The sequence below is a fragment of the Clostridium saccharobutylicum DSM 13864 genome (assembly GCF_000473995.1).
Taxonomy (GTDB): Bacteria; Bacillota; Clostridia; order Clostridiales; family Clostridiaceae; genus Clostridium; species Clostridium saccharobutylicum.
On record NC_022571.1, the window covers coordinates 4,381,069 to 4,392,871 of the forward strand.

Below are 11,803 nucleotides of genomic sequence, written 5' to 3' on the forward strand. Positions count from 1 at the left end.
AACATAAAATTAATCCTGATGATTAATTTTAAATCTTTATGCTTCTTTAAACTTTCTTACTAAATATATTACTCACATTAAAATTTGTTTGATATGCATTATTAGCATTTTGAGCTTTTTTTAATTCTAATATTTTAACTTTTACTTCTTCTCTCTTTTCATTTGTTATTTTGCTCAATTCATTATTAATACTTATTATATCTAATTCCTCACACTTTTTTTTAAATTCACTTTTCTCAAAATCAAAACTTCGTATTTCATTAATTGTTTGCGTTCTTTTATTCAAATTAATTTCAAAATCATCTATATTATCATTTTTTAAAGCAAAAATCATTTGTACAGTATATTTTTTTAAGCACTCTAAATATTTTTGTAATTCTTCATCCATTCTATTTCTCCACTCAATTGCCTTTAAAGGCAATTCTTAATTATCCCATCATTTGTGATATATACGATTGTTGAGAATTTAAAGTATTCATAGCAGTTTCTAATTTAGAAAACTTCTCATAATAAGCTTCAGACTTATCGCTTAAAGTTTGTTTTAATTTATCTATTAATAATTGTTTCTGATATATTTGATTCGGTAAAGTATTCGTTCCTGTACTACCAGTACTACTGAAATCATCCTGTTTGTTTGCATATTTTGTTAGTGTAGCACTATTAAGCGTAGTATTAGTAAAACCAACATTATCTTCAAAAATACCTTTTATCCTAGCAAAAATACCATTTTGACTATATTTAACACTTTTTTGTTTCTCTGCATCTGTATCTGTATAAGTCGATACATTGGTAAACATTTTTAAAATTTGTTCTCCATTAGAAGTTATAGCTGCCTTTAATTTCGAAGCATCCGTTATATCTACATGGGCCGGTTTACTATAATCAACAGACATATCTAACCCTATACTTCCACTTCCATACTTACCCATTGTCAACCCAACTCCACTAACTGCTGTAGTAAACGCAGATTGTAGACTACTAAGCATATTTTGAAGATTTTCATCATTTCTAAGAAGACCAACTTTAGCCTTAGTTTCCCAACTAGTAATTTGAGAATCCGTCATTGATTCCTTCTGTGAATCCGTTAAAGGCTTGTAAGCAGAAGTACTACTTTGTTTTTCTGTTAGTTTTGTTTGAATTTTATCAACTATAGCATTGTATTTATCTATAAAAGTTTTTATTTTATCATAAACTTTATCAGTGTTAGTGGTTGCCACTGTTACAGTTGAGTCTCCTTCTCCTGTTAAATTGTAACTCACCCCATCTATAGCGAAATTATTTGTTGATTTAGTAACAGTTGTTGGACTTCCACCTGGTGGAGTAACAGTTACTGTTGCATCAGTACCTGTTTTACTAGTTCCATCTGTTATTCCTAATGCATTAAGAGTGTTTCCTGTACCTGTACCTTTTGCAATTAAAATACTTTGTGAACTTCCTGAATTTGCACTTTCAATAGTAAATTTTCCTGTTAATTGGCTAAATGAAGCTGTTACCGATCCACCTGTTGCTGTTGAAATATTACTAATAACATCACTTAACTTATCAGTATTTTTAACAGATATTGTTTTTGTTGTTCCATTAAAAGTTATATCAAAAGAATCAGTAGTATCTGATAGTCCTAAATCACCTAATGTTGTTGAAGTACTCGGATTTATTACTCTATCTTTTAAATTATCCAATTCACCATTTACTGTCGTATTTGCGCTATCTATTTTAACGCTACTATCGCTTAATGCTTGAAATTGTATATTCCCGCCTGAAGCTACAGCTTGCACTTTTCCTTTTAAATTACTATTTGAATTTATTTGGTTATTTATATCATTCACTCTATCAGCCATAGACATAGTCGTATCTGTGGTTAGAGTTATTTTTACAGCTGTACCACCATTAATACTAAATCCTATCCCTTCGCCCGACCAACTTCCAGCAGAATATCCATTACTTGTATCCCGAACAATATTTGAACCTGTTACTGATGCCTTTGATGCTAAATTCCCTGATGATACACTAACTTTATAAGTTCCAGCTTTAGCTCCAACTCCTGCCGTTATCGTTGCTACAGAACTAGTACCACCTGTAACGTCAAAAGCCGAATAATTAGTAGAAGATAAAATATTTTTATCTGCGCTTGTAGAATCAAAAAAAGCACTTTGTAAATCTTTAACATCTTTGATTATATCTTGATAAGCTTCTTGTCTCCATTTAATTATTTGTTGATCCTGCTGTGCTTTATCAACTTTAGCCTGTTCACCAGATATCATTTTTTTTACTGTTCCATCTACATCAAGGCCTGAAGCCATCCCTGTTATTCTTAACTTTTGTCCTCCTGAATTACTACTCGCTGCTGCTACACTACTACTACTCATTTTTAACACCTCATTTACTTTCATTTTATTTTCTAATTATTTAATTTCAATTTTTATATAAAACTAATCTTTATACTTTAGATCTCTTATAGGCTTCCTTCCACGTTTCATTGATATCCTCAATTAAAGGTAGAATTTCATCTACAATTTCTATATTTTTGCTCATATTCGCATCAAATAGCCTTTGCTTAATGAACTCATATACTCTGAATAATTGCACAGCCCACTCACCTGCTGTTGTATCTAAACTCACCATTAATTCTGTAAATATATCTTGTGTTCTAGTCAATGCATCATGAGATTTTTTTATATCATTATCTACTATAGCTTGTCTAGCTATCTTGCAAAATTTAACTGCTCCTTCTGCCAACATTAACAACAACTGTTCTTTTGGTGCATAATTTACTGAATTATTTTTATATACATTATACCCATTGGAATTCATTTGTAAACCCTCCTATTTTTTCTTATCCAAAATTCTTCCTTTTGAATTTTCATAATTTATTTTTTCTATTTTCTCTGCTTCAACGCTTATATTTTCTTGACTTTCTTTCACCCCATCAATAGTAATATATCTTTTATTTTCTTCCTCTGTAGCATCTCTTTTTATTTGCTCGTTACTTTTTTCTTCTTTTATATCTTTTTTAACACTAATACTTTTTCCAGCATGAACTTTATCATCTTTGATTTCTTCTTGCATCTTCAATCTAATATCAGTATCAATCTTATTTAACTTAAATTCCAATAAAAATGCCTCCTTTAATTTTTCATCAATTAAGCTTTTCTATCAAATAAACCAACTTGCCTGCACATACTAGCAACCATATCTAAAATCTTTTTTGGTGGTGTTTCTAATATAACTTCATTGGTATCCTCATCAATTATCTTTATCATTAAAGTTCCAAAATCTTTATGGAAAGAATATTCTGCTCGTGTTTTTTCATCTTTTAAAAAATTATTAATTTTTTTCATTGCATTATCTAGCTCTTTTGTTGTATACTCTTGATTTTTATTATCTTTTTCATCTTTAATTTGAGTTGTAACCTCTTGAATTTTAGGAACTGCCACCTCAGTATTTTTTTGTGTATATTCTGATACATTTGCACTATATGAATTTAGATTAACTGAACTTTGTCCTATATTATTAACATCCATGTCTCTGTTACCTCCTTGTTTTTCTATATCATAGAATAATATAAAAATTCCAACTTAATTTTCAATTTAAAAAAACAACCAAATTATCTTAATTTTACATTTTAAGGGGCTCTCAACTTTATAATTTAGTTTCGTATCAAGTCATTAATCTAAGCTAACGCAAGCTTATTTTTTCTTTAACTTACTTAAAGCACAAATATCAATTTTTGTTGCTGCTTTATTTTCTTTTTCCACTTCATCATATAATTCTTTTCTTAATATCGACATATTTTTAGGAGCATTTATTCCAATTTTAACACTTCCATCGTCTATTTTACTCACAACAATTTCAATGTCCTCTCCAATCATAAGAGATTCGCCTTTTTTTCTAGTTATAATTAGCATCTTCTACCTCCTTACATTAAAGGACTTTTAACTCTATATTTAGAATTATCTAATATTATTTGTTCCCCAAAATTATTAGAAGTATTTATTATTATAGGTCCTTGCAAGTTAGTAGTAATTTTTTGCACATCTGAATTCAATGTTATTGTTGTTAGTACCATTACTTCCTCTGGATGCTTGATTTCTAGATTTTTTGTTGTTTCATCACTTAATTTAATCTCATAATCTCCAAAAAATTCATATGGTGAAGTTACTATTAGCGAAATATCATCATCTTCTAAAGATTGCATTAATTTAAAAGGTTCATATTCTTCTAAATTTATAAGAATAAATTTTTTCAATTCATCAAAACCTGGAATCCCTTTAGCAAATGTAATTACATTATTTTCTTCATATTGCATTTCCCCGTGAACTTTAGATAAAAATTTCATACCATATACTCTCCTAATTTAAATAAGTTAATATCGTCATTGGTAATATTTTAGCACTAGTTTGTAGTGCTGCTGTATATACCGTCTGCATCATAGAATAATCCATCGTCTTTTCTGCAAGATCTATATCTTCTGTTTTAGATAAGATGTCTGTCATATTATAATTCTGAGTTTCATTATTTGTCTGTGCTGCTTCCATTCTATTTTGATATGTTCCAACTTCTGATCTCTGTTTCAATAAATTAGCCGTTACAGATTGTATATCTTTTAAATGAACAGTAGTTAAATTGTTAATATTTCCATTTTGCCCCAAATCAGCTATTATATTAGTTAAAAGTTTTGATACATCTATCATTTTCCCATTCTTATCCGTAAACTCCATAACTTCTACCGCTGTTTTATTATATGTGTTAAGAACTCCTTGAGATATATCAGCCTTAAGCTCTGAATTAATTTGATTAACTTGTGTTACCTTACTTGATTTATTTAAAGCATCAATTTCAGGTTTTGTTGCTGTTCCTAACTTTACTTTTTGTTGATAACTTTCTATATCGGAAAGTGCCAATCCTCCTGTGGCTGTATTAGTATTATATAATAAGCTATTTATTTCATTTATTCTTCCAGTATTAGTTGAATCAGTATAATCTAAACCTTTTAATTCATTTTGAAGATTAGTTATATCTGTCGCATTTAAATTAATTGTAGTTTTTCCTGTATAAGGTTCCGAAGTATACTTAGATGGTACTACTGATGTATCTTGATACAAAATTCCTGGTGGTGTTTTTGCATTTTCCTGTAATACTTTTGTTATATCTTCTTTTCTCTCCACACTTGTAGTTGAAAGATTTCGTTCATCAATTAATGTTTTTTTATCTGCATCAGTTAGTGTAGGTGTAGGTGTAACAAGCGTATTAGTTGGAGCACCAGTCTCATTTATAATTTTTCCAGTTGAATCCTTATATGCAGTAATCGCAACTCCACTTCCTGATCTATCAGCATATTCTAAGACACCATTTACAACAGTTGTTGGTTTCGAATCAGTTTTTGTTCCTCCAAATATATAAGATCCATCAAAGCTTGTATTAAAAATTTGTGATAACTCATTAACTTTTTCTTTTATTTCATCTTGTATCGCAGTTCGCTCATCTTTCTCATATGATGCGTTTCCTGCACTTACTAACAAAGTCTCTATTCTTCCAAAAACATTTCCCATTTGTGATAGCGCTGTATCTGTTGTATCAAGCCAATTTGATACATCCTTTATATTTTCATTATACTGTTTATTATAAGAAATCTCAGTATGTAGCTGCATACTTCTTGATGCTTTAAAAGGATTATCTGAAATCTTATTGATTTCCTTTCCTGACGCTAACTGATTTTGCAATGTTTTCATATTAGTTAAATTTCTTTTCATATTTCTTAAATAATTAGAAGTTAACACATTACTTGTTATTCTACTTGGCATATAATCACCTCTTATCTCTTCAATCCATTTATTACTACATCCAACAGTTCATTCACTGTTGATATAATTTTTGCATTTGCTTGATATGCGTGTTGAAACTGTATTAAATTAGTCATTTCTTCATCTAACGAAACTCCTGAAACTTCTGATTTTTGTTCTTGTAGGTTCGCTAATATAGTCTCTTGGTTAGCCGCTATTCTATCAGATTCCTGTTTAATTACTCCAATGTTATTAACCATAGTTTTATAATAAGAATCTACTGTTGATCCATCAGTTCCTGTATTTAAACTTAAACAAGTAGAATCTGTAAATCCAGATGCTGTTGAAGTTGTATTTATACCTATTTGCTTCAAGAATTTTTCTCTATCCCACGTGCTTAGATCTTCTGTGTTAGCTACGCTACTTAAATTCATTTTCAAAATATTTAAGTTAGCAATTGCTTTTGCTCTAAGTGCATCACCTTCACCACTAGTAGAAGTTGTGCTACAATTTAACTTTTGAGGATCTGTTATTAAATCCTTGTTAATTCTTATATTTTTAGCTGTAATTCCATCGTCTATACTTTTATTTTTTTGAGTAGATTCATCATATGTAACAAATATAAGATTTCCTGATAATCCTTGTGAGGTAATAACATTTCCTGAAGCATCTGTTCCTTTAATACTACCTGTTTGAATTGCATTAACAGAATAAGCTAACCCTGCTGCAAGTCTATCTAAATTATCCATATATTCTTTTATATTATCTTGCACTGACTGATTAGCAGCTATATCTCCTTTTACATTCTTATTGTCTACACTATTAACAGTATTTCCTTCTGAGTCTCTATCACTATCATATTTGTAAGTTTGAAATATAGCTTTTTTTAAACTTAATTTTGCCTGTGCATTTGTTGATATATCTGCTGTAAAACTTTCTGCCGGCACTGCTATTGAACCATCTTTTTCAACTTTAATTGTCAAATCAGAATTTAGTTTTATATACATTGTACCATCTGAATTATTTGTAACACTATAACTAGTTGAATTTGTTATAACTCCATCTTTATCTCTACTTATTGTTGATGACCCTATCGTTATTGCTATCGCACCATCTTCGGTTACCTTAGTATCCACTGTATGTGAACCATCTGCTAAAGCAGGAATTTCCACAATTGATCTTCCAGGAGTTGTTGAAGTTGCTTTAGTTGCTACTGTTTCTGTCATTGCATTTCCATCTTTATCCGCTAGTAAAATTCTATTTTGTAGCATACTATCTTTAATTTCATCTAAATCACTTTTATTAGTACCTTTGACAGTAAAACTTTTTACTGCTGCTTGCTCATTTCCAAGTGGATAATATTCTACTGTAAGTTTAAAGGCACCTCCATCACTTTCCACTTTTGCACCTTTAACATATGATAATCTATTATAATTAATATCATTTGGATCTGATTTAACTAAAGACGCATTTGGATATTCTGTTGATGAAAGATTTATTGTTTCAAAACTATCTCTATCAAGCTTTATTCCAAACTTGTTACTTAATTTATCTACAAGAAGATCTCTTTTATCCATCAAATCATTCGGAACTTGTCCTACTGCTGAAATACCTTTTATTTGCTTATTTAATTCATTAATTTGATTTAAATAGCTATTAACATCTATAACATTAGTTTGCAAAAGCTTTTGACTATCATCTCGAGTTTTTTCCAATTGATTATAAGCATAATTTATAGCATCCGCAAGTGATGCAGCACTTTGAATAGCTACTGTTTTCACATTTGCCTTATTCCCATTTTTAGACACTTCTTGAAATGCATTAAAAAAATTATTTGTAAGTTGCTGTATCCCTTTATCAGATGGCTCTCCAAGAATATCCTCTACTTTATATAAAGTTTCACTAGCCTGTGTATAAAATCCCGAAGTTCCCGTTTCACTTCTTACTTGGTAATCTATAAAATAATCTCTAATCCTTTGTATAGATGTTATTTCTGCCCCTGTACCAACTTGTCCTACTGAACAAGTATCAAACCTTGACATACCCCCAAAAGGTTTTGTAGTTTCTGCTACTGCTCTTTGTCTTGAATATCCTTCTGTATTTGCATTTGCTATATTATGCGACGTTGTATTTATTGCACCTTGATTTACATTTAATCCCCTTTTAGCTATCGTAAAAGTATCAAATAATCCCGACATATTTTTTGATCCTGCCTCTCTGATTTTACAACTTCCGTGTGTGTATATTTTGACTTCCATATCTATACGAACTCTTCTTTTGAAGATTTTGTGTCTTATTAATTCAATTATCTTAAGAAAAATTCATCACTTAATTATTCATTATTAGCTATAAAAGTTATCTAGATAAACTTCCATATGAATTATAGGTTTTAATCTCTTTGCTTGGATTCATTATAGCAAGCATTTTATTATTAAAAACTATTTCTTGTTTTAACAGCATATCATTAGTATCTTTTTTTAATTTCACTTCTTCTAATATTTTTCTAATATTGCCATACACTTCTTTTAACACTTCATCATTAGAGTTACTAACAATTTCTTTAATGCTTTCATTACCTATTAATTCTCTTCTTTGAACTTCTTCCTGTGCAATTCTTTTGCCACATTCATTCATTTTATCAACCAAGCCTTCTAATCCAAAAACATCTTTATTCATTATCATTTTGTATTGAATCTCTAATAGCATTAACAATTTCTTCAAATCTTCACTTTGAATCTTTATTAATTCAATCAATTCATTTACCATAACTATGATTTATTCTCCTTCATTGCATTTAATATACTTCTAGCAGTTAATCTTGCATCTACATTATATGTGCCGTTGTCTATTTTACTTTTAATATCTGCTATCTTTTTTGTATTATCTACATTTGTATCTAAACAATAGTCTTTTATGCTTTTTCCAAGACTTGATATTTCTATTCTATCAACTTCTTTAGATTTGCTTACTTTATCAACTGTTTTTTTACTATTTGAATTATATGCATTTATATATGATTGTCTATTTATTCTTTCAATACTCATATTTTTTCCTCCACATTCACATTCCTTATTATTATTATCGTATGTTAATTAATTAAGTTTACACTATTTTACTACAAAAAAAATAGAGAGACTATTCTCTCATAATTTATATAACGTTCTTTGATTTATTTATAAAATTATTATAATATAATTTTTATAAAAAGAAGGAGCTGTATCAAAATAAATTTTAAATATAATATATTGATAATTTAAAACATAAAACAATTAATACATTATACTAAATTTATATTTTGATACAACTCCTTCAAAACTTTCTTTAATTAGTCATAGTAAAAATTTAATTGTGCCTTATACTTTTATTATATACACAAAACTTAAAATAATTTCTTATCTCAATGTCTTTATTCTTTCAGCACCGCTGACTATGTTAGTTATTCTCACTCCAAAGTTTTCATCAATTACAACAACTTCTCCAAGAGCTATCTGCTTACCATTAACTAGTATCTCTACTGGTTCTTCAGCAAGCTTATCTAATTCTATCAACGAACCTGTTCCTAAATTCAATATTTCTTGAATGCTCTTTTTAGTTCTACCTAAAACTACAGATATATCTAATGGAACATCTAAAATCAAATCTATATTTCTTATTGGGGGAACATCATTTTGTGGCATTAAAGGTTCAAATGCAGCTTGATGAACTTCTACTGGTTGTTGATATTGTTGTTGTGATGGTTGTTGATATTGTTGTTGGTATTGCTGCTGAGGTTGTGACTGATATTGTTGTTGTGGTGTAACTGGTGAAGTATTAACTGGCTGCTCAGTTATATTATTAACAATAGGCTCATCATAAGTTGTATTTTGCTCTATTTTAGGCTCTTCTTTCTCTTTATCTTCCCCAGTCATTATTGAAACAATATTCTTGGCTGTTTCTATTGGAAAAATTTGCATTATATTACTATCAACAAGGTCTCCAATAGTCATTCTAAACGATACTTTAACTATTGGTTGATCTTCTGGTATTGAATCAGAAATTGGTGTTTCTTCACTTTCAATCACTCTAGCTGTTGGTGGCGATATATCTACCTTTCTTCCAAACATAGTTGCCATTGATGTAGCTGCGGATCCTATCATTTGATTCATCGCTTCAGATACTGCACTAATTTCTATTTCTGATAATTGATGATCATCAGGTGATATATTGCCATCTCCACCCATCATAAGATTAGATATAACTAATCCATCCGCATTTTTTATAATTAATATATTTCTTCCTACAATTCCAGCAATATATTGAATATCTAGAACAAGATTCGGCGTTTCAAAACCTTTTTTTATTTCATTTAAAGTTGTCACTGAAACTACTGGTGTAGTTATATTTACCTGTTGATTAATTAATTGATACAATGCTGTAGAAGCAGACCCCATGGAAATATTTCCTATTTCACCAAGTAAGTCCTTATCTGTTTCAGTTACTATATCTCCTGCTTCTTCTGTTTTATCCTCATTACTCTCAACATTTTCTCCTGCAAGCAATGCATTTATTTCATCCTGAGATAAAAAGTTATTGCTCATACCCATTCACTTCCTTATCCGTTATATCTAATATCATAACACCTGTACTCTTTCCTATTATACCTGGTTTAGCATAATAACATTCTTCGTTTCCTACATATACTTTTATTGGGGATGAGCTCCTATTATTAAGCTTAATTACATCACCTTTTGTTAATTTTAAGAATTCATCAACAGTTAAATTAGTACTTCCAAGTTCAGCTATAACATCAACATCTACCTTATTAATGCCATCTTCAATTTTCTGTCTTGATTCAGCTATCAACTTTTCATCTGTATTTTGGAATGCATATTGCACTACTAATCTATCTAAGATTTTTTCTATACTTAAATATGGAATGCACATATTTATAAAAGTACTACGTTTGTTCATTTCGACCGAAAAAGTAATTAAAGCCACAGGATCATTTGGTGCCAAAGTTTGATTGATTGATGGATTTGTTTCAATTCCTTCAACTTCAGGTTCAACATCCAATATAGATTCCCATGCTAATTTTAAATTATTTATCATTCCACTGGTTATTTGCTTCATTATATTTTTGTCTATATCTGAAAATTCTTTAGTTTGCACCTTCCTTGTTCCATCTCCACCAAGCAAAATATCTATCACTTGAAGTGAAAATTGAGGATTTGTTTCAAATATTATTGAACCCGATAGTGGTGGCATCCTAAACATAGTAATAATAGTAGGGTTTTGTACAGAATGTATAAATTCCTCATAAGTTATCTGTTCTACAGTCTCAATTTTCACCTTAATATTCTGTCTTGTTTGTCCAGTTAAATAATTAGAGATAATTCTCGCATAATTATCATGAACCAACTCAAGAGTTCTTATATGTTCTTTTGAGAATTTTTGAGGACTTTTAAAATCATAAAGTTTTACTTTATGATTTTCGTCATCCTTACCTAATTCGTCTGGTTCTAATTCACCTGTAGATAAAGCAGACAACAAGGCATCTATTTCATTTTGTGATAAAACGTCTGCCATATTCTTCCCTCATTTCAATACTTAGTTTAATAATTTATCAATATCTATTATTGTTAAAAGCTTTTCTTCGTAATTTAATATACCCTTTATGTAAGATTGATCCTTTTCAGTACCCTTTTCTAATTTTTGTATATCTTTTTCATCTATATCTAAAACTTCTTCAACTTCATCAACAGATATTCCTATTTCTTCATCTTCAACAGTCAATATAATTATGTTATTTTGTTCTGTTCCAGGCATAACATCTAGCAATAAGTTTATATCAACAAGTGATTTAATGCTTCCACGTAAGTTAATTAATCCTTTAATATAACTTGGTGCTTTAGGAACCCTTGTAATTCCCATTATATCATTGATGCTTTGAACTCTATCCGTTTCTACTGCAAAATGCTCGTCTCCCAATTTGAATACTACTATTTGCACTTCTACTCCCCCTTTTTAATTTACAGTTTACAATA

At 29.5% G+C, this 11,803-nt stretch carries 14 protein-coding genes; all 14 read right to left on the reverse strand.

Features of this window, described 5'->3' with window-relative positions; translation table 11 throughout:
- Window positions 1-46: 46 nt before the first annotated feature.
- The gene (locus CLSA_RS19055; RefSeq protein WP_022749274.1) at window positions 47-388 is read right to left on the reverse strand and encodes a flagellar protein FliT; all 342 of its coding nucleotides are present in this window, start codon (window positions 386-388) and stop codon (window positions 47-49) included.
- A 40-nt stretch (window positions 389-428) separates the two neighbouring features.
- A complete protein-coding gene (gene fliD / locus CLSA_RS19060) occupies window positions 429-2,390 on the reverse strand; it encodes a flagellar filament capping protein FliD (RefSeq protein WP_041716371.1) in 1,962 nt (653 codons plus the stop codon).
- A gap of 46 nt (window positions 2,391-2,436) precedes the next feature.
- The gene (gene fliS / locus CLSA_RS19065; RefSeq protein ID WP_022749281.1) at window positions 2,437-2,811 is read right to left on the reverse strand and encodes a flagellar export chaperone FliS; all 375 of its coding nucleotides are present in this window, start codon (window positions 2,809-2,811) and stop codon (window positions 2,437-2,439) included.
- 12 nt (window positions 2,812-2,823) lie between these two features.
- Window positions 2,824-3,111, reverse strand: coding sequence for a hypothetical protein (locus CLSA_RS19070; protein ID WP_022749284.1), 288 nt, complete (start codon window positions 3,109-3,111; stop codon window positions 2,824-2,826).
- A gap of 29 nt (window positions 3,112-3,140) precedes the next feature.
- Window positions 3,141-3,521, reverse strand: a complete 381-nt coding sequence (locus CLSA_RS19075; RefSeq protein ID WP_022749285.1) for a flagellar protein FlaG — start codon at window positions 3,519-3,521, stop codon at window positions 3,141-3,143.
- A gap of 165 nt (window positions 3,522-3,686) precedes the next feature.
- Complete coding sequence (gene csrA, locus CLSA_RS19080; protein WP_022749287.1) at window positions 3,687-3,905, reverse strand: carbon storage regulator CsrA; 219 nt, start codon at window positions 3,903-3,905, stop codon at window positions 3,687-3,689.
- A gap of 11 nt (window positions 3,906-3,916) precedes the next feature.
- Entirely contained in the window at window positions 3,917-4,336 is a 420-nt protein-coding gene (fliW, locus tag CLSA_RS19085) for a flagellar assembly protein FliW (RefSeq protein ID WP_022749291.1), read from the reverse strand.
- Between the two features lie 13 nt (window positions 4,337-4,349).
- The gene (flgL, locus tag CLSA_RS19090) at window positions 4,350-5,801 is read right to left on the reverse strand and encodes a flagellar hook-associated protein FlgL (protein ID WP_022749295.1); all 1,452 of its coding nucleotides are present in this window, start codon (window positions 5,799-5,801) and stop codon (window positions 4,350-4,352) included.
- Between the two features lie 11 nt (window positions 5,802-5,812).
- Complete coding sequence (flgK, locus tag CLSA_RS19095) at window positions 5,813-8,038, reverse strand: flagellar hook-associated protein FlgK (RefSeq protein WP_022749298.1); 2,226 nt, start codon at window positions 8,036-8,038, stop codon at window positions 5,813-5,815.
- A gap of 97 nt (window positions 8,039-8,135) precedes the next feature.
- Window positions 8,136-8,546 carry a flagellar protein FlgN gene (locus CLSA_RS19100; protein ID WP_022749302.1) on the reverse strand — a complete coding sequence of 137 codons (411 nt, stop codon included), beginning with the start codon at window positions 8,544-8,546 and terminating at the stop codon, window positions 8,136-8,138.
- Between the two features lie 2 nt (window positions 8,547-8,548).
- Window positions 8,549-8,824, reverse strand: a complete 276-nt coding sequence (gene flgM / locus CLSA_RS19105; RefSeq protein ID WP_022749306.1) for a flagellar biosynthesis anti-sigma factor FlgM — start codon at window positions 8,822-8,824, stop codon at window positions 8,549-8,551.
- 348 nt (window positions 8,825-9,172) lie between these two features.
- On the reverse strand, window positions 9,173-10,357 hold the full coding sequence (fliY, locus tag CLSA_RS19110; protein WP_041716372.1) for a flagellar motor switch phosphatase FliY: 1,185 nt from the start codon (window positions 10,355-10,357) through the stop codon (window positions 9,173-9,175).
- Complete coding sequence (gene fliM, locus CLSA_RS19115; protein WP_022749315.1) at window positions 10,347-11,345, reverse strand: flagellar motor switch protein FliM; 999 nt, start codon at window positions 11,343-11,345, stop codon at window positions 10,347-10,349. Before fliM ends, fliY begins: the two co-directional genes overlap by 11 nt.
- 21 nt (window positions 11,346-11,366) lie before the next feature.
- On the reverse strand, window positions 11,367-11,768 hold the full coding sequence (locus CLSA_RS19120) for a chemotaxis protein CheW (RefSeq protein WP_022749319.1): 402 nt from the start codon (window positions 11,766-11,768) through the stop codon (window positions 11,367-11,369).
- Window positions 11,769-11,803: the final 35 nt, after the last annotated feature.

Coding starts and splice junctions, on each gene's coding strand:
- CLSA_RS19055 (WP_022749274.1), bottom strand. CDS start 388: ATGGATGAAGAATTACAAAAATATTTAGAGTGCTTAAAAAAATATACT.
- fliS (WP_022749281.1), bottom strand. CDS start 2,811: ATGAATTCCAATGGGTATAATGTATATAAAAATAATTCAGTAAATTAT.
- fliD (WP_041716371.1), bottom strand. CDS start 2,390: ATGAAAGTAAATGAGGTGTTAAAAATGAGTAGTAGTAGTGTAGCAGCA.
- flgK (WP_022749298.1), bottom strand. CDS start 8,038: ATGGAAGTCAAAATATACACACACGGAAGTTGTAAAATCAGAGAGGCA.
- csrA (WP_022749287.1), bottom strand. CDS start 3,905: ATGCTAATTATAACTAGAAAAAAAGGCGAATCTCTTATGATTGGAGAG.
- fliW (WP_022749291.1), bottom strand. CDS start 4,336: ATGAAATTTTTATCTAAAGTTCACGGGGAAATGCAATATGAAGAAAAT.
- flgL (WP_022749295.1), bottom strand. CDS start 5,801: ATGCCAAGTAGAATAACAAGTAATGTGTTAACTTCTAATTATTTAAGA.
- fliM (WP_022749315.1), bottom strand. CDS start 11,345: ATGGCAGACGTTTTATCACAAAATGAAATAGATGCCTTGTTGTCTGCT.
- fliY (WP_041716372.1), bottom strand. CDS start 10,357: ATGAGCAATAACTTTTTATCTCAGGATGAAATAAATGCATTGCTTGCA.
- CLSA_RS19100 (WP_022749302.1), bottom strand. CDS start 8,546: ATGGTAAATGAATTGATTGAATTAATAAAGATTCAAAGTGAAGATTTG.
- CLSA_RS19075 (WP_022749285.1), bottom strand. CDS start 3,521: ATGGATGTTAATAATATAGGACAAAGTTCAGTTAATCTAAATTCATAT.
- flgM (WP_022749306.1), bottom strand. CDS start 8,824: ATGAGTATTGAAAGAATAAATAGACAATCATATATAAATGCATATAAT.